The sequence below is a fragment of the Shewanella sp. FJAT-52076 genome (genome assembly GCF_019457455.1).
Taxonomy (GTDB): Bacteria; Pseudomonadota; Gammaproteobacteria; order Enterobacterales; family Shewanellaceae; genus Shewanella; species Shewanella zhangzhouensis.
In genome coordinates this window covers 3,403,896-3,422,407 of record NZ_CP080415.1, presented here as the reverse complement: position 1 = coordinate 3,422,407, position 18,512 = coordinate 3,403,896, and the positions used below count along the sequence as shown (strand labels likewise).

Below are 18,512 nucleotides of genomic sequence, written 5' to 3'. Positions count from 1 at the left end.
TCCTATTGTTTGACTTTGTGGCAGCTGACGCACAACTGGCTATGTTGTTGCGTATCGAGCGACAACATGGGGTCCGCTTCGGGATGGAGTCGGTGGCACTGGTCGCAGCCAAGGCGGTTGGCGTGCACATTGTGGGTCCATTCGACCTCACCCAGGGCCTGATGGTCGTGACAGGTCAGACAGACGGCGCTGCGTTCCTGGGCCGGGAAGGGGCTATCGGGTCCAAAAGCCATGATGTTCGAGCCCTTCCTGGGATGGCTCTCCTGGGGGCCGTGACAGTCCTGACAGAGAATGGCCAGGCCGGGGCTGGCATGTATGCCTTCGAGTTGGCCATTGCGTTTATGGCATTTGATACAGCTGCGGCTGTCCTGCTCGTCGGCGGCTAAGGCACTGGGCGCCAGGCCCACCAAGCCCAGAGTCAGGACGCTGGCCAGCAGCGCAGTACAAGGGGTAATTTGACACATAATGCATCCTTACACCTCAGTGAGCATGACGTTGTGGGAATGAGGAGCGCCAAGTGGTCAGTTTGACGCTCATTGGGCGTTGCGATGAGAGATACCCTTCAGGCGGCGAGTGCGGTGCGCAGCAAGGCTTCGTCGCAATGCTTGTCTTTATCCAGTTTAATCAGCTGTACGCCAATGTAATCCAGACATTTTTCGACAAACTTCATCTGCTCTGGAGAGCTGGCCGCAGGGTCGCTCACCACGAGTTTGACCGCAGAAGATTCGTTGTCGACGACCACGTAATCCAGGTGACAGTGTTCCATAAAGTCCTGCACCTCTTCGTGGTTCCTGACGGACTCATCCAAGTCGACTACATTCACCAGTGACGCTCCGTAAAGGATATCGTAGCGGTTGGCGGCGATGGCCTTTAAGCTTTTCAGAAAGTGCATTGAATCTTTGTCGAGCAAGTGAGGCTTGATGCTGACGGCAGCTTCCACCAACTGATTCTCACTTGATCTAAAGAATTTGATGCACGTCATGACGAAGGTCACGATGACCAGAGGACACATGACGAAAAAGACAAACCATATAAACGCATAGCTTAAAATAACGATAGTGGTGGTGTTCATGGTAAACCTCCAAGGTTATTTTCCTTTTTAACTCTCGAATTAATTATTACCCTATGAACTCTATTTACAATAAATATTGAAATCGGACTATTAAAAATTAGTCTTAGATCAGATACCGGTATTTAGCTATTTCATTTTGTAGATAATCAATAATTAGATATGTGATTTTTAATTGTTGAATATCTGGGTTTTGGTAAGGTTTATAAGATATTTTGCATGAAAAATAAGCTCTTGTGGTATTTTTGTAAATGGTTGAAATTTAGAAATATGATCTAAGTCTCTTTTGTTTGTTTTATTAAATTAGAATAAATATATTGTCAGCATAAATATATTTACTATACTCCCAATGGGTATATTCAATGTCGGGAGAGGTATTTTGAAATGAAAAATATGACTCTGGATAGTTTAGATATGCTGAGTGCCAATATATTAGTTAATTTGTATGAAAAGCATTCGGCTTCGTCGGTGGCGATGGAGATGAATATACCCGCCCCCAAAGTGAGCCGCTGCTTACAACATGCGCGGATGATCTTTAACGATCCCTTGTTTATCCGTAAGAAGCATGGCCTCGAACCCAATGAATTTACCCGCCAACTCTACCCCCTGGTCAAAGCCCTGGTGCAGTGCGGTGAGCAGCTGCATCAGCTGGAGAGCTGCCACGAACTGGCCACAAGCCAGGTGATGGTGCTTTATGTGAGTGACCTCCTGATAGCCGAGCTGCCCCAGCGCCTGAGCAGCGCCATCAGTGAGGCGCAGCTGCCCATTAGCTATGAGCTGCGCACCGGCTCTGTGGATCTGGTGGAAGATCTGGCTCAGGGGCTGGTTGACCTGGCCATTGTCAGTGAATCCTCGGACAAGGCACTGCAAGACGACAGACTCATTGTTTCTCCGCTGACAGAGTTAACCCATTTGTATCTGCTTTGCTCACACAAGCATCCGTTGCTGCAGCAGGAGATAAGCCTCGCCAACATCGCGAACTATCCCTACCTGAGCGCTTTCGGTCAGTTGGACAAACAGGCGCCGGATCCTTTCCAGCGCTACTGTGCCCAGCAGCGGCTCAGCTGCCATCTGGCACCGGTGGAATTGGGCCGTGAGGGGCTGGCGTTTCATCAGTTGTATCGTTATCTGGCTGACGATAAGACGGTGAGTCTGCTGCCTTACAGCAGGGTGTATGAGCACAGTGAGCAGCTTCCCGGTTTGCACGTGTGCTGCCTGTCGGGCATGGATACCGCACGTCTCTATCGGGATCAGCCCTACCCGAGGCTCTATATGCTGAGCCGCAGTGGTCGTGGTGGTGTGCATCTCGATTGGATGAAGCAGGAGATAGGCCAGCTTATCAAGCAGAACGTGCATTAGCACAGGCATCCATTCGCCAGCGGGTTCAGTGGCTTGTCGGTTTTGCGCCTGGCTTGTGCTTTGGCCGTTGGCTAAGGGCGCTGGCTAAAGGGTCGGCAAGTCCTGGGTGTTTTCCTGGGCCACCTGGTCGCAGTGGGCCTGCATCTCGTGTAATTTTTCCGTCAGCACTCTGCGCAGGCAATGGGTCAGCTCCGGCTTTATCCCCTTGTGGCAATGCAGATAATAGCTTTGTGTCTCGAGTTCTGTGGTTTGCAGCCAGACTTTCGAGATATCCAGATAGCCCACATCGTCGCGATTTTCGAAATACGTCATCGACATTGCCGAGGAGAGCAGGGCTATATCCTCGCTGTGACTGACATGATCCACCACCATCCTCAGGCTCGGGCTCTTGAGGGCCACGCGGATCTCCATATGCCTGGCTCTGGCGTAAATTTCTATGGGGTGAGGCTCCTGCTCCTGCAAGTGGGTGTTCACCAGGGCGATATGGTAGTTAAACATCTGCGTTAAGGGATCGTCGCTGGTTAAAATAGGATGGCCACGACGGGCGACGATGAAAAAGTGGGTGATATCCCCCAGTTTAAAGTTGTTCACCATGGGGTGATTAATGGGTTCGGTGGAGATACTGCAGTCGACCTTGCCCTGACACAGGCGCTGGTGGATTTTGTCGGTCCAGGGTTGAATATTAATGCTGACCCCACCCTCAATACAGTGACAGGTGTTATGCACACAGTTCATTGCCATCAGCGACCACTGTTCATAGGTGGCGACACTGAGCTGATAGGGCTCGGCTCCCTTGTCTATGGTGGCGGCTACTATCTTGTCGTACTGCTCCAATATGGTTTTAACCATGGGATAGATGGTGACGGCGACCTGATTGGGCTCGAAGCCATACTGCTGACGAATAAAGAGTTCATCTTCCAGCACCTCCCTCAGGCAGGTCAGGCTGCGGCTTACCTTGGACTGAGTGGTACGCAATCGCTCGGCCACCGCACTGCCGCTTTTAAGCTCAACCAGTCCGATAAATACCTGCAGGGTAAAGTAATCGAGTCGGCTCACTTTCTTCAGCATGACAATCTCCCTCTAACGGCAGCATTAACAGGCAAAGGCAATGGATCTTTTGTTTAAAAATTAATCAATTGCCAGAGGTTTTTTTTGGCACAGCTTGGTCAAAAATTCTGCGGCTCAGATCACAGTTAATTCAGTGTTTGTTTTTGGTTAAATTTAAGTTGATGTTCGAGGGTGCCAGGGCCTCAGGGAGGCTGGCTAAGTTATTTCCATAAAAATATATACTTGGGAGAGTGTGGCTGAAGCATCAGCCACGCATTTCAGTCAATCAGTTGCCCGATACCTGTACTCTGGATTTCGGCCTGTTAGCCGGCCAAAACATGATCTGTGTCGGGATGAGCGTTGAAATTTGCTGCTATAACAGCAATGTCTGATTCATCAAGGAAGCCCGATGGTACCCAAGTACTGTGCCACCGCTCTGGAGGCGGTGTCGTTAATCGATAATGACGAATTCATCTGGACCCACTCCATGGGGGCGACGCCAAGACTTTTGCTGGAGGCCCTGGCCGAACATGCGCTAAGTCGCACTAATCTCACCCTATTACAATTACATACTGAGCATGCAGAGTGCCTGAGTGGCCCCGAGCTTGAGGGGCATTTGCGCCATCGCTGCTATTTTGGTGGCAAGCCGACCCGGGAATTGCTCGCCAGCGCCCGTGCCGACTATGTGCCGGTGTTTTTATCTGAGGTGCCCAAGCTTTTTCGCCGCCGGGAGCAGCGTATCGACACTGCCATAGTGCAGGTGTCACCGCCGGATAAGCATGGCATGTGCTCCCTGGGTATTTCAGTGGAGGCGACCCGCGCCGCCTGTGAGGTGGCTGGCAAGATTATCGCCCACATCAATCCCCGCATGCCCCGCACTCATGGCGACAGTTTTCTTCCGCTGACCCGTTTTGATGCCGTGTTTGAGGCGCCTATGGAGCTGCCGGAACATGCGTTGGCGACGACAGATGCGGTGAGCCAGGCCATCGGCCGCAATGTGGCGGCGCTGGTGCGGGACGGTGACTGTTTGCAGATGGGGATTGGTGGCATTCCCGATGCCGTGCTGGGTTGCCTTGGCAATCACCAGCACCTGGGTGTGCATACGGAGCTGTTTTCTGACGGCATCTTAAGTCTGGTGGAGCGCGGCGTGGTGGATAACAGCCGTAAACGTTTCGCCACCGGCAAACTGGTAACAGGGTTTGCCCTGGGTAGCCGCAGGCTTTACGACTTTGTGGATGACAATCCCCAGGTGGCCTTTTTGGACATAGAGCAGGTCAACGATACGTCTATCATCCGCCGCAATCCGCAGGTGATGGCCATTAACTCGGCACTGCAGGTGGATGTGACCGGTCAGGTGTGCGCCGACTCCATAGGTACCCGCATTTATTCCGGCGTGGGTGGCCAGATGGACTTTATCCGCGGCGCCGGACTCTCGGAAGGTGGCCGCTCTGTGATTGCCATGCCGAGTACGGCATCCGCAGGCAAGGTGTCCCGCATCAGCACCGTGCTGTCGCCGGGGGCAGGGGTGGTGACCACCCGTGCCCATGTGCACTATATAGTGACTGAATTCGGTGTGGCCTATATGCGCGGTAAATCCATTCGTGAGCGGGCCCGCTCGCTGATTGATATTGCCCACCCGGATTTTCGTGAAGCCCTGGCCCGTGAAACCCACGAAATGTGGGGGCTGTTGCTTTGAGAAAGCGCCGGAAATCCATTTAAGGCGTGAAGTCACGGGGCAAACCCCAGATAGCTTAAATTAAAAACACCTCGCTTATGACGAGGTGTTTTTGTTGGCATGGCTTGTGTTTGTAATGGCGCTCAGCTTCTCAGTGCACGGCGCAATATCTTGCCGACCGTGCTTTTGGGCAGCGATGCCACAAACTCAAGGTGCTTCGGCTGTTTGTAACCGGCAAGATTTGCCTGGCAGTGAGCTGTAATGGCCGCTCTGGCATCATCCGCGTCTACCGATGGCTTTAGCACGATAACGGCTTTTACGGCCTCGCCGCTGCGCTCATCCGCAACGCCAATCACAGCGCATTCCAGCACAGTGGGGTGACTCGCCAACACGTTCTCCACCTCATTGGGGTACACATTAAAGCCCGAGACAATAATCATGTCTTTTTTGCGATCCACGATGCGATAACAGCCATCGGGCTCGGCAATGGCAATGTCGCCGGTCTTGAAGAAACCATCTTTGCTGAACACCCGCGCAGTTTCTCCCGCTTGCTGCCAGTAGCCTGACATCACCTGGGGCCCACGCACCGCCAGCTCACCCGCTTGCCCCATGGGCACTGGGGCTTCATCTTCATCCAGAATCAGCACTTCGGTGGCCAGCACCGGCCGACCTATGGTGCCCAGTCGTTCGGCACCCGGTTGGTTTAAGGTGATCACAGGTGAGGTTTCCGACAGCCCATAGCCTTCGCTGATGGTGCAACCGGTGGTTTGCTGCCACAGGCTGGCTGCCGCCTCGGTCAGGGCTGTACCGCCAGAAATAGTGAGTTTCAGATGACTGAAATCGAGCGCTCGGAACTCTTGCTGATGACACAGGGCAACAAACAGGGTGTTGAGCCCGGCAAATCCGGTGAAGGGGTACTTCGCCAGAGTCTTGATAAGCGACGGAATATCTCTGGGGTTAGGGATAAGCACAGAGCAGGCGCCCTGTTCGACAAAGAGCACCAGATTCACCAGAAACGCATAGATATGGTAGATGGGCAGGGGGGCAACAAAGATGTCCTCCCCAGGGGTAATAACATTGGCCAGGCGCTCGCGGCATTGGAGGGCGTTGGCTATCAGGTTGCCGTGGCTCAGCATGGCTCCCTTGGAGAGCCCTGTGGTGCCGCCTGTGTACTGCAATGCTGCCAGCGTGCTGTGATTGGCGGCAACCGGTTGGCAAGTTTCCTTACTGCCAAGATCCAGGGCTTTGAGAAACTCGATGTTTTTCAGTCCGGTTTTGGGCTGTATCTGCGGGCTGACCAAATCCAGCGCGTGGGTGGATATCACCAGCTCTATCGGGGTTTCTGCCACGACCTTGGCCAAGGTCGGCAGCAGATCGGAAAGCACCACCAACACCCTCGCCCCTGAGTCTTTAAACTGATGAATAAGCTCACGCTCTGTGTAAAGCGGATTGGTGTTAACCAGCACCATGCCGGCCTTGAGTACACCATAGGCGGCAATCACAAACTGAGTGAGGTTGGGGAGCTGAATGGCGACCTTATCCCCGGGTTGCAACTGGGTATGATGTTGCAAAAAGGCCGCAAAATCCGTCGACAGTTTATCTATCTCGTTGAAGCTATGGCTTTTGCCTAAACACGCAAAAGCTGGTTTGTCCCCAAAGCCCTTGCAGGCCCTGGTGAACAAATCAATCAATGAGGCGTATTCGTTTAAATTCAGCTGATTATTATCGTTATTTAACATGCCAGTATTCCCGCTGATGAAGGCAGTGCAGCTTCAAGGATAAACATCCAGCTTAGGCGGCCAACGCCGCCTCGGTCAATCCCCATATCCACCAGAAAGTCCTTTTGTCATCGCCGTTTGCACCGCGGTTACTCCACATTCAAAGGATGGTTTTAGCCGCTGCGGTTGATTTTTAACCAGCACTCTGTTCAGTAAAAATATTCCGCACGTAAACAATTGATTTGAAATGCGTTATCAAAATGTTAAATAAATTGTTATAAAATGTAATTGAGTGTAATTATAAAGTGTTATAGAAATGCTTTGGGGGACTATTTTGCTGTCCTTGGGAAGTGCTTTCGGGATGCTGCCGACGGGTTCCGAAGAGATAAAAATATAATAAACAATTGAGAGCAAAGATGATGACCATACAAGACACTAAAAGGTTTGGCTTGAGCTCGTTGAGCTTGGCAGTCTCGCTGGCTTTGACTGGGGTTATGGGGGCAAGTGCGGCCTGGGCCGAAGAGGCGCAGGAATCAGCTCAGGCGAGCGATAATATTGAAAAGATCGCCGTTGTGGGTTCTCGCGCTGCACCTCGCTCAGTGGGTGAATCCCCAGTGCCGGTAGACATCATAGGAAATGACGAACTGACCAAGAACGGAACTACCGACATGAACGACCTGCTCGGCAAGGTCGTTCCTTCTTATAACGTTAACGCCCAACCTATTTCCGATGCCGCAACCCTGGTGCGCCCTGCCAACATGCGTGGTCTGGCGCCTGACCATACATTGATTTTGTTAAACGGTAAGCGTCGTCATCGTGCGGCAGTCATTTCTTTCCTGGGCGGCGGCGTGTCAAACGGTGCCCAGGGCCCGGACATTTCGGTGATCCCCGCCGTTGCTCTCAAGCAGGTTGAAGTACTGCGTGATGGTGCGGCGGCCCAGTACGGCTCGGATGCCATTGCCGGCGTGATTAACTTCCAGCTCAAAGACAATGCCGAAGGTGGCACCATCGAAGCCCGTTATGGCGAATTCTATGAAGGTGACGGTGGCAGTCCCATGATTGCGGCTAACGTGGGTATGCCGCTGACTGATAACGGATTCTTCAACGTCAGTGCCGAGTACAAAACCGCCGATGCCACCAGTCGCAGTGTGCAGCGTGATGATGCTGCCGACTTGATTGCCGCAGGTAACACGGCCGTGGCTAATCCCGCCCAGATTTGGGGTGCCCCGGAAACCAAAGAAGACTTTAAGTTTTTCTTCAACGCCGGTCTGGATCTCAATGCCAATCAAACAGCATACATGTTTGGTAACTGGGCCCGCCGTGACGTAGAAGGTGGCTTCTACTTCCGTAACCCCAACAACCGCGGTGGCGTTTACAGCGGTGATGATGGTGAAACTCTGCTGGTGGGTGATTTGACCGGTGATATGTCCGGTAACTGCCCCGTTATCACCATTACCAACAACGTGCCTGATCCTGAGGCGCTGGCGCAGGTGAAGAACGACCCTAACTGCTTTGTGTTCAATGAAATGTTCCCCGGTGGCTTTACGCCACGTTTTGGTGGTGTGATTGAAGACACCTCCCTGAGCGCCGGTGTGAAGGGCACCACCGCGAGCAACCTGAACTATGATTTTGGTGTCAGCTACGGTAAGAGTGACGCCGATTTCTACATCAAGAACACAGTCAACGCCTCACTGGGCCCGGATTCGCCCACCAACTTCAATCCCGGTCGTTACGTGCAGATGGAGCGCGGTGCATCGCTGGATTTCAGCTACTTTGAAGTGGATGAGTGGAGCTTCGCCGCCGGTTTGGAATACCGCCGCGAAACTTTTGAAATTTACAATGGCGACCCAGCCTCCTTTGAGCTTGGCCCACTGTACACCCAGGGCTTTGGTATCGGTTCCAACGGTTTCCCCGGCTTTAAACCCCAGGACTCCGGTTCATGGAGTCGCAACAACTACGCCGCTTACTTCGATGCTGAGCATGACCTGACTGACAACTGGCTGGTAACCGGAGCCCTGCGTTACGAGTACTATGATGATTTCGGCTCTACTACCAACTGGAAGCTGAGCTCCATCTACAATGTGACCGACGACTTCTCGCTGCGTGCCGCGGCCAGTACTGGCTTCCGTGCACCTACCGTGGGTCAGAGCAACGTGCGTAACGTAACAACGGCGTTCTCCGGTGGTCAGTTGGAAGATCAGGCAACCCTGCCTCCTACCAACCCTATCTCCATCCAGAAAGGCGCGACACCGCTGGAGCCGGAAACCTCGGTTAACCTGTCATTCGGTGCGGTGCTCACTGTGGGTGAATTCTTCCTGACTGCGGATTACTTCCACATTACCCTGGAAGACCGCATCACCCAGAGTTCCAACCAGGAGCTGACCCAGGCGGATAAGGATGCGCTGATTGCCCAGGGCGTGCTGGATGCCAACAGCTACAGTTCAGTGCTCTATTTCACCAATGACTTCGATACCACTACCCAGGGTGTCGATTTGGTTGCCAGTTACGCACCTGACTGGCTGGATGGTGCCAACTTTGCGCTGGCCTATAACTGGACTGAAACCACAGTCGACAGATTCAATCCGGACAACATCAGTGAAGCCCGTGTGAAAGTGCTTGAAGAAGCGCTGCCACAGCACAAGGGCACCCTGACCTGGACCCAGGAGCTGGGTGCCAATCTGCGCTCCATGGTTCGCATGAACTACTACGGTGAGTTCTATGAAGACCACCTGGATTCAGAAGGTGATCTGCCTATCCACAACGGCTCTACCGTGACCTTTGACGCTGAAGTCGGTTATGACTTCAACGACAACTGGAGCCTGGCAGTGGGTGCACAAAACCTGTTTGATACCTACCCAGACGAAAACCCATGGGCCGGTATTGCGGGTGCGGCGTATCCTGTGACTTCACCCTATGGATTCAACGGCGGTTACTACTACGCCCGTCTGAATTACAACTTCTGATAATCAGAAGCTCTGTGACGCGAAAAGGCTGCATCTGCAGCCTTTTTTATTGGAAAAGGGCTGATATTGGGTTAACTGTCCCGACATCCATACCCTGAAAATGCTGTGCCATCCTGATGGGTGTGGATAAGGTTTTCAACAGGGTTATTTTTTATAATCAATTGATATAAATTGATTAAAGCGCCTTTATTAAGCGTTTCATAAAACTTTTGTACATTTTTTTCCACAAGCTTGTTCACAATTTTAAGACTTGGGCTATAGTTGTAAGTTCCCGTAGATGGTTTTGAGTAGTCACCCTTGGGTTAGTCCCACTGAGCCTTGGTCATCCCTCTTGATGGCCCTCTGTAAGGGGTGTTGAAGCTCGAAAACCTGGCCTCTGTGGCCGATGCTCGTTGATTGACTTGCTGGCGCTTGGCAATCATTCCCTTTCCCCGGATAGCCCCCTCTCTCCTCCTGGGCTATCCGGGGCATTACCACTTTCTCTCCTTACTGTGTTACTTTTGTCCGGTTATTCCCTTATTCATTAAACCTTTATCTGGCTAAGGGATGTCGGGCTTGAGGAATTGAGTCCGGGTTTGCCTGCATTTTACTTTCGACACAGAACGGAGTCTTCCATGAAAAAACTTGCGCTAGCCGTGGCCATTATCGCCGCCGGAGCGGGAGCCTATTGGTACAGCCAGCAGCAAGGCCAGGGCGCCTTGACCAATCCAGCCCTCGATTACATCCCCGCTGACACCCCCATTTTTTCGGGCCAGCTGAAGCCATTTCCCATCAAGGACTACCTGATTGCCACCGCAGGCAACTCGGCCCATCTGGCGCAAAGTCCACTGTTGCAGGAAGAGATGGATGAAATTACCGAGCCCAGCGTCCACTTCGGCATGTACCTGTATAAGGCCTATGTGGAAGGACTGAAGGATCCCGCCGCCATGCTCAAGCGCTTCGGCCTTGGCGAACAAAGCCGTGGCTTCTTCTATACCCTGGGCGCCTTGCCTGTTGCCCGTATGGAAGTGGCCGATACCGCCGCCTTCTGGAAGTTAATGGACGAGGCCGAGCAGGCCAGCGGTTGGCAGCACACCCAGGGCACAGTTGCCGGGCAAAGCTACCGCAGCTATTTGCTGTCCGATGCCAATGACGAAGAAAAAGTGGAACTGGTTATTGCCGATCGCGAGGGCATGGTGAGTGTCACTCTCAATACCAGTTTCCAGGACCCCACGCTGCTGGAGCATGCACTGGGCGTCACCAAGGTTACCAACCCTTTATCGGGCACCACACTGCTGGCCGATATCATCAAAACCCACGGGTTTATGGATGACAGTGTCAGCTATATCAATCATCAGGAGTTGGTCAGAGCAGTCGTATCCGGTGACAACCAGCTGGGTAAACAGCTGATGAACCTTTTTGCCAAGACTGGTGAAGATCCCTTCCTGGAACTGCGCACGCCAGAGTGTCAGACCGAACTCAATGCCATCGCGGCCAACTGGCCACGGACTGTTGCCGGTATGACCTCCATGAAGGTGGACAGCAAGCAAGCCAGCATGGATATGAAGATGGTGCTGGAAACCCGCAACGAAGTGGTTATCAAGGCGCTGGACAAGATGCGCGGCTATATAGCCGGATATGTGCAAAAGCCCGGTGACAGTGTGATGGCCATGGGGCTGGGTCTGGACGTGGGCCAGCTGGCACCATCGCTGAACAAGGTGTGGAGTGACTTTATGTCCCCCCGTTTGCAGTGCCAGCCACTGGCAGAATTGCAAACCGAAATGGAAGCCGCCAACCCGGCCATGCTGGGCATGGCAACCGCCATGGCCGATGGTGTGAAGGGCATAGGCGCAGCCGTGCTGGACTACGATCTGCAGATAACGGATGACGCACCCAGCGTGAAGAAGCTGGATGCCCTGGTGAGTCTCTCTGCCGAAGACCCTGCCTTCCTGTTTGACATGGTAAAACCCTTTGCACCTATGCTGGGGCAAATCGATCTCAAGTCGGGTGATGATGTCGACCTGTCTGACTTTATCCCTGCTGAGTTTGGCGTGACGGCCAAGCTGGGGCTGCGCGGTCAGCATCTGGTGGTTTACAGCGGTGAGGGCGGAAAACGTATGGCGGAGAGCCTCAAGGGAGAGACCCTGGCCGCCAATGGCCTCTTTGGTATGTCTGCCGATTATGGTCGTTTGCTGGCACCTTTGATGACCCTGATGGAAGCCTCGGGTGAAGAAATCCCGGAAGAGCTTGAAGCCCTTAAGGACTACAAGATGCAGGTACAAATGGGGATGGACATCAACGAGCAGGGCCCGGTATTCAACACTGGCTTTGTAACCAAGCCCTGATGTGAGTCAGGCCCGACGGATGTCAGCCAGACCCTAATAAAAAAACGCCGCAAAGCGGCGTTTTTTTATGGTCGACACTATCCCTCAATCCCTCAATCCCTCAATCCCCTAATCCCCTAATCCCCTAATCCCTTAATCCCTTAATCCCCTAATCCCCGTGTCATTCCATCGGTGCTCGGAATGTGTGCTGGCAGCGCAGTAACTGGTGTGTCCATGACCGGCGCTTGGGGCCTTGGGGATTCCGCGGCCTGAGAGTCGGCTGTTGGTGTCTTGGCAGGCGTAGACTCTTCCTGGCTTGCGGGGGTATTCGTCACCTGCACCTGAGCGTTGTGAGGCTACCGCGCTTTGGATTTTTCGGGCTACGGCGCCTTGGTCTTTTCAGGGGTTTTTTCAGGGGTTTCTTCAGGCGGCTCGTTTGCTGATGCTTCCTCAGACTGCTCAGCCACTGTGGCCTCTGTAGGCGTTAGGGCCTCGACAGGGGCAAGCTCACCAATCAGTGCCAATATCCCTTCGGCATCGAACGACTCCTGCCCGGGCACCCAGATATCCGGGCTGGTGCCGGCACCGGAAATCAGGCTGCCATCGAGGGCGTAGGCCAGTGAGCTGGAAAAATAAAACCGCTGCTTGAGATTGGGTAACTGAAATGCGTGCAGCTTGCCCAGGTCTCCCATGGTGTCTTCACCTATGATAATGGCCCGCTGCCAGCCCTTGGCGCTGTGCACTATCCATTCACACTCCTGACGACAACCCGGCCCGGCAATGAGTGCCAGGCGGCCACTCACTTTGTCGGCCCTTGGCTGGCTTCTGGCGTACCACTGACCAAAGCGGCTGTGGGCGTCGTCCTCCACCAATTGCGGCCCTTCGCTGACGGCCTGATATGCGCGGTTGCCAAGATAGTCGTTGCGCTTGTCCACCGAGGTTCGGTAACGGGCAAAGCCAAGCATGGTCGAGTCTTCGTCGGCATAGGCAGCCAGCACGGTCAGCAGCGCCGGGCTTTGTCCCTGGGTGCGGCGAAGATCCAATACCAGAAGTTCGGCCGTCATGGCCCGTTTTAGCTCCTGCATCTGGGCACGGTTTTGCTCGAGTTCGTTCAAATCGCCAATGGTCACCCAAAAGCCCCGGTCGCCAATGGGCTGGATGCTGAAAGGCAAGGCTATCACCGAGGGATCGGGGGAGGGCGGTAACAGTGGCAAACGGGTGCGCCTTTGCTGGCCCTCAGGGTTGGTGAGGGTCAGGGTAACTTCAGGCTTTTGCACCAACCCCAGTTCACCTCGCAACAGGCTGGTGCGCGTTAGCCAGGTTGCCTGCTCCGTGAGGCTGTACTTGCTACTGGCGGGTAAAAATGCCTGGACGGCCTCCTGCCATCGCGCCATGGGGATATCATCCAGATGACTGATAAATGGATGATTTTCATCAAATGGCGTTAGGATTTCGTTCAAGGCCAGCCAGCTGTCTTCCATGGGCCTGAGCTGTACCGGCAACAGCTGGCCAAACTCGGCATCGGCCTCGGTGGCAACCCCTGGATCATCCAGCAGGTTGAGGATTTTCAGCACTTCGGCGGCAAACAGGGGCGATGGGATCTGATCCGGGTAGCGATTACTCATGGCGCGGATATAGCTGTCTATCCGCTGCTGTTTAATGACGGGTTCCAGGCTTAAAAATGCCGAGTGGGCGGCGATTTCCCGTTGCAGAATATAGAGATCCTGACGCATTTCCCGGGCCGTGAGGGTATAGGCCCTGGGCTCTTGTGGCCAGAGAAACAGGCTCAGACGCATGGCGCTGACGGTGATGATCATAACCAGCGCCGCCAACACCGCATCAAAGGTTGGCAGCGCGGCGGCTGGCTGTCCGGCCGAAGTGGCCTTCATGGGGTTCGTTCTCTTAAAGTAAGTCGTTGATTGATATACCGATACCAATCCTTTGGGTGTGAGCGTTATAGTCTATCAGGCTCTCTCCATAACCATTGAAGTATTGGGTATAGAATCGCAGATTGCCTATGATGGGATAGCTCCAGGTGAACTCAACGGCGCCCCGGTTGGGGCTGTCGAGATTGTTGCGCAGCAGCATTGTAAAGCGATGTTCTTCCAGACCATACACTGCCTGGAGTTCAAAATTGCCCATGTAATCTTCGATGTCCGGGTTGTCATCACCACGGGGATCGCCTTCGTATTCTTTTTCATCTTCAGGAAGTCGCCACCACACCTTGGCGCCAATGGCCAGTGGGCCCCGGTCGAACACCATGGTGCCATAGAGGCGGTTCCAGCTGCGGGAGAAATCACCCGCCTTGCCATTTGACTGGTGCACGGCACCAAAGCCCCAGAAGGAGTTGGTCAGGCCAAACACTTCCCAGTCGTTGTTGAACAACATAAAGAGCTCTGGTTCGTGGTTGGTTTCACGAAACGGTGAGGAGATGTCCTTGTTGTAAACCTGCCAGTATGACTGGTTGGTGTAGGCAAAGAACAGGTGGCCGTTATCACCAAAGACGTTATACCAGAGGGGAAACTTAAAACTTATCTGAAACTTGGCTTCCATCTCATCCAGGGTGAAGGGATGTTCCGCTGCTTCTTCTTCGAAGGGCTTCATATTGGGGGAACTGTTGTAGGTCACCGGCAATATGTAGTTTACCTTGTGGGGGGTGATCACGAAGGGTTGCTCTGAGGTAGCAAGCTCATCCTTTACCCGTTCATCCACCAGAGAGGGTTCTTCTGCCAGGGCAGCATGGGAAATAAACAACAGAGGTAATAAATTTCTCATTAAGTTTTTCATTGTCTTTCCATGAACATATAGCGCCTATCTTGTTGTAGGGCAGATTAACGCCCCCGCCGCGCATTTACCAGAATTCCCCATGGCTCAACGTGAAGCCGCTGGTCTTTTGTGCCACAGCATAGAACTTTTCGCGATAAGTTAGTTTGCCTGTATGGGCTGTTATTTGCACAGTCGTTTCTTTAGCACTCTGTTTTGTTGGGTATTTTTTGATTCGGGCGTTTGTCCGGGCGCTCAGTGTTAACAGGGTGGTGTCTCGCCAGTCTATATATTCGTTTTGGTTATAAAAACTAACTATTTACTATTTTTTAAGGAATATAAGGCCCGTTATATTGGCTTCCAATCTGGTAAGTGGGGGTGTGTATGGACGTTGTAACGTTGCCGGGCCAAGGGCCCAACGGCAAGGTGTGGTTAGTGGGTGCCGGTCCGGGAGATGTGGAACTCCTGACCCTGAAGGCTGCCCGTATCCTGGCCAGCGCCGATGCCGTACTCTATGACGCACTGGTCAGTGATGACATTCTCGCCCTCATTCCAGAACACGCCGAAAAGATTGCCGTTGGCAAGCGCGCCGGTGCCCACAGCGCCCGTCAGGAAGAAATCAACCAACTGCTGGTGACCAAGGCCTTTACCCGTAAAAACGTGGTGCGCCTTAAAGGTGGCGACCCCTTTATTTTCGGCCGTGGCGGCGAAGAGTTGCAAACCCTGGTCGAAGCCGGGGTGGCCTTTGAGGTGGTACCTGGCATTACAGCCGCCAGCGGCACCTCAGCCTATGCCGGTATTCCGCTTACCCACAGAGACTTTGCCCAGGGCGTCACCTTTATCACCGGTCATTGCCAGCTCGAGAGCCGTCCCATGGACTGGCAGGGCTATGCCAATCCGGCCAACACCCTGGTGGTGTACATGGGCATTCTCAACGCCGGACTCATCCAGCGGGAGCTGACCCAACATGGCCGCAGTCCAGCCACCCCGGTGGCCATTGTATCCCGTGCCACCACCGCCCATCAGCAGCGGGTGATTGGCACCCTGGGCGACCTTGAAACCCTCGCCAAAGATGAGCGGGTGGTGATGCCTGCACTGATGATAGTGGGGGAAGTGGTGAGCCTCGCCGACACCCTCAACTGGTTTGAACCCGCCCAAGTGGCAGAGGTTCTGCCCAAACAGAATACGAATTGATGCTGCCGCGGCAGCCTTCTCACAAATAAGACTCGGAGAAACAAGATGTCAGGGCCTGTGTTAAGCCACCTTGAGCAACTGGAAGCGGAAAGCATCCAGATCTTCCGTGAAGTCGCAGCGGAGTTTGATAACCCTGTGATGCTGTATTCCATCGGTAAGGATTCCTCTGTGCTGCTGCATTTGGCGCGCAAAGCCTTCTATCCGGGCAAAATTCCGTTCCCCTTGCTGCACGTGGACACCGACTGGAAATTCCGCGACATGATCACTTTCCGTGATGAAGCGGCGAAAAAATACGGCTTCGACCTGCTGGTGCACAAAAACCCCGAAGGCATTGCCATGGGCATGAACCCCTTCACCTTTGGTTCATCCAAGCATACCGACGTGATGAAGACCGAGGGCCTGAAGCAGGCGCTCAACAAATACGGTTTTGATGCCGCCTTCGGTGGTGCCCGCCGTGACGAAGAGAAGTCCCGCGCCAAGGAGCGTGTGTACTCTTTTCGCGACAGCAAGCATCGCTGGGACCCGAAAAACCAGCGCCCCGAGCTGTGGCACACCTACAACGGCCAGGTGAACAAGGGCGAGAGCATCCGTGTGTTTCCGCTGTCCAACTGGACCGAACTGGATATCTGGCAATACATCTATCAGGAAAACATCGACATAGTGCCGCTGTACTTTGCCGGGTACCGCCCCGTGGTAGAGCGTAATGGCACCCTCATCATGGTGGATGACGATCGTATGCCACTGAACGAAGGCGAAGTGCCCGAGCAGAAGCTGGTGCGTTTCCGCACCCTGGGTTGTTATCCGCTCACCGGCGCCATCGAATCCAGCGCCACCACCCTCACCGGCATCATCGAAGAGATGCTGCTGTCCCGCTCCAGCGAGCGCCAGGGCAGGGTGATTGACCACGATTCATCGGGTTCCATGGAAAAGAAAAAGCGCGAGGGGTATTTCTGATGTCTATTGCACAGCAGGTAAAAGATCTGGGTATCGAAGAGTACCTGGAAAGACAACAGCACAAGTCGCTGCTCAAATTCCTCACCTGTGGCTCGGTGGATGATGGCAAGTCGACCCTGATTGGTCGTCTGCTGCACGACAGTGCCCAGATTTATGAAGATCAGCTCGCTGCCCTGTCGAAAGACTCCAAGGTGCACGGCACCACCGGCGAAGCCATCGATTTGGCGCTTTTGGTAGACGGTCTGCAGGCCGAGCGTGAGCAGGGTATCACCATCGATGTGGCTTACCGTTATTTCTCCACCGAGAAGCGCAAGTTCATCATCGCCGACACCCCCGGCCACGAGCAGTACACCCGCAACATGGCCACGGGCGCGTCCAACTGTGACCTTGCCATCATCCTGGTGGATGCCCGCTACGGCGTGCAAACCCAGACCCGCCGCCACAGCTTTATCTGCTCGCTGCTCGGTATCAAGCAGTTCGTGGTGGCCGTGAACAAGATGGATTTGCTGGGCTTTGATGAAGCGCGCTTTGACGAAATCAAGCGCGAGTACCTGGCCTTTGCCGAGCAGCTCAAGGTACCGGACATCAAGTTTGTGCCCCTGTCGGCCCTCAAGGGCGACAACGTGGTGAGCCGCTCTGAGCAAAGCCCCTGGTACAGCGGCGAGACCCTGCTGTCGATTCTTGAAAATGCCCCGGTTACCGGTGCCAATCGTGACTATGAAGCCCGCTTGCCGGTGCAGTATGTGAGCCGCCCGAACCTGGATTTCCGCGGGTTTGCCGGCACCATCGCCAGCGGCAGCTTTAAGGTGGGCGATGCGGTCAAGGCACTGCCTTCCGGTAAAGCCTCTACCGTAAAAAGCATTGTCACTTTCGATGGCGAGCTTGACGAAGCCTTTGCCGGTCAGGCCATCACCCTGACCCTGAACGATGAAATCGACATCAGCCGCGGCGATGTGATAGTGCCTGCCAGCAGCGATGTGACCGTGTCCAACCGACTGCTCGCCAAGGTGGTGTGGATGCACGAGCAGCCACTGACCCTGGGTAAGCAATACAACATCAAGCTGGGTACCCGCAAGGTGCCGGGCACGGTGCGCCACATCATCCACAGCATAGATGTGAACACCCTGGCCGAAGACAAGGCCGATGAGCTGCCGCTGAACGGCATTGCGCTGGTGGAGCTGGAGCTGGATGAGGCCGTGGTGTTCGACCCTTACCAGGATAACCGCGACACAGGTGGTTTTATCTTTATCGACCGCATCAGCAATATCACTGTGGGTGCGGGCCTGGTGGAAAGCGCGCTGGAAGCCGAGCACAAAACTACGGATTTCAGTGAGTTTGAGCTTGAGCTGAATGCCCTGATTCGCAAGCACTTCCCCCACTGGCAGGCGCTGGATATCAGCAAGCGGTAATCGCTTCACTGCGCGGTACAGTGCTGCTCACTACTGAAGCAAGAAGACATACGGCGGG

The 18,512-nt window shown here is 54.0% G+C and carries 13 protein-coding genes; 7 read left to right on the top strand and 6 right to left on the bottom strand.

Features of this window, described 5'->3' with window-relative positions; translation table 11 throughout:
• Positions 1-2: 2 nt before the first annotated feature.
• Both K0H79_RS15095 and K0H79_RS15090 read right to left on the bottom strand, forming a co-directional pair.
• Complete coding sequence (locus K0H79_RS15095; RefSeq protein ID WP_220065528.1) at positions 3-464, bottom strand: nitrite reductase; 462 nt, start codon at positions 462-464, stop codon at positions 3-5.
• A gap of 98 nt (positions 465-562) precedes the next feature.
• Positions 563-1,072: a DUF2726 domain-containing protein gene (locus K0H79_RS15090; protein WP_220065527.1), complete on the bottom strand. Its 510-nt coding sequence runs from the start codon at positions 1,070-1,072 to the stop codon at positions 563-565.
• 381 nt (positions 1,073-1,453) lie between these two features.
• Between K0H79_RS15090 and K0H79_RS15085 the strand changes: the two genes are divergently transcribed.
• Positions 1,454-2,428, top strand: a complete 975-nt coding sequence (locus K0H79_RS15085) for a LysR family transcriptional regulator (RefSeq protein ID WP_220065526.1) — start codon at positions 1,454-1,456, stop codon at positions 2,426-2,428.
• A gap of 84 nt (positions 2,429-2,512) precedes the next feature.
• Here the strand turns inward: K0H79_RS15085 and K0H79_RS15080 are convergent, their stop codons facing one another.
• Positions 2,513-3,496 (bottom strand): LysR family transcriptional regulator, encoded by a 984-nt coding sequence (locus K0H79_RS15080; RefSeq protein ID WP_220065525.1) that lies wholly within the window; start codon positions 3,494-3,496, stop codon positions 2,513-2,515.
• A 388-nt stretch (positions 3,497-3,884) separates the two neighbouring features.
• Between K0H79_RS15080 and K0H79_RS15075 the strand changes: the two genes are divergently transcribed.
• Positions 3,885-5,171 carry an acetyl-CoA hydrolase/transferase family protein gene (locus K0H79_RS15075; protein WP_220076350.1) on the top strand — a complete coding sequence of 429 codons (1,287 nt, stop codon included), beginning with the start codon at positions 3,885-3,887 and terminating at the stop codon, positions 5,169-5,171.
• Between the two features lie 122 nt (positions 5,172-5,293).
• Here K0H79_RS15075 and K0H79_RS15070 read toward each other — a convergent pair whose 3' ends face one another.
• The gene (locus tag K0H79_RS15070; RefSeq protein ID WP_220076349.1) at positions 5,294-6,889 is read right to left on the bottom strand and encodes an AMP-binding protein; all 1,596 of its coding nucleotides are present in this window, start codon (positions 6,887-6,889) and stop codon (positions 5,294-5,296) included.
• Between the two features lie 398 nt (positions 6,890-7,287).
• On the opposite strand from K0H79_RS15070, the gene K0H79_RS15065 reads away from it, so the two are divergent.
• Complete coding sequence (locus K0H79_RS15065; protein ID WP_220078180.1) at positions 7,288-9,831, top strand: TonB-dependent siderophore receptor; 2,544 nt, start codon at positions 7,288-7,290, stop codon at positions 9,829-9,831.
• A gap of 614 nt (positions 9,832-10,445) precedes the next feature.
• On the top strand, positions 10,446-12,155 hold the full coding sequence (locus K0H79_RS15060; RefSeq protein WP_220076348.1) for a hypothetical protein: 1,710 nt from the start codon (positions 10,446-10,448) through the stop codon (positions 12,153-12,155).
• 359 nt (positions 12,156-12,514) lie between these two features.
• Here K0H79_RS15060 and K0H79_RS15055 read toward each other — a convergent pair whose 3' ends face one another.
• Positions 12,515-14,023 carry a S41 family peptidase gene (locus K0H79_RS15055; protein WP_220076347.1) on the bottom strand — a complete coding sequence of 503 codons (1,509 nt, stop codon included), beginning with the start codon at positions 14,021-14,023 and terminating at the stop codon, positions 12,515-12,517.
• 13 nt (positions 14,024-14,036) lie between these two features.
• Positions 14,037-14,921 carry a phospholipase A gene (locus tag K0H79_RS15050; RefSeq protein WP_220065520.1) on the bottom strand — a complete coding sequence of 295 codons (885 nt, stop codon included), beginning with the start codon at positions 14,919-14,921 and terminating at the stop codon, positions 14,037-14,039.
• Between the two features lie 360 nt (positions 14,922-15,281).
• Here K0H79_RS15050 and cobA point away from each other — a divergent pair, with 360 nt between their 5' ends.
• Genes cobA through cysN form a run of 3 tightly spaced genes read left to right on the top strand, consistent with a single transcriptional unit; the run spans position 15,282 to position 18,454 of the window.
• Complete coding sequence (gene cobA, locus K0H79_RS15045; RefSeq protein WP_220076346.1) at positions 15,282-16,091, top strand: uroporphyrinogen-III C-methyltransferase; 810 nt, start codon at positions 15,282-15,284, stop codon at positions 16,089-16,091.
• Positions 16,092-16,136: 45 nt separating this feature from the next.
• On the top strand, positions 16,137-17,045 hold the full coding sequence (gene cysD / locus K0H79_RS15040; protein WP_220065518.1) for a sulfate adenylyltransferase subunit CysD: 909 nt from the start codon (positions 16,137-16,139) through the stop codon (positions 17,043-17,045).
• Positions 17,045-18,454, top strand: a complete 1,410-nt coding sequence (cysN, locus tag K0H79_RS15035) for a sulfate adenylyltransferase subunit CysN (RefSeq protein ID WP_220076345.1) — start codon at positions 17,045-17,047, stop codon at positions 18,452-18,454. Before cysD ends, cysN begins: the two co-directional genes overlap by 1 nt.
• Positions 18,455-18,512 lie beyond the last annotated feature (58 nt).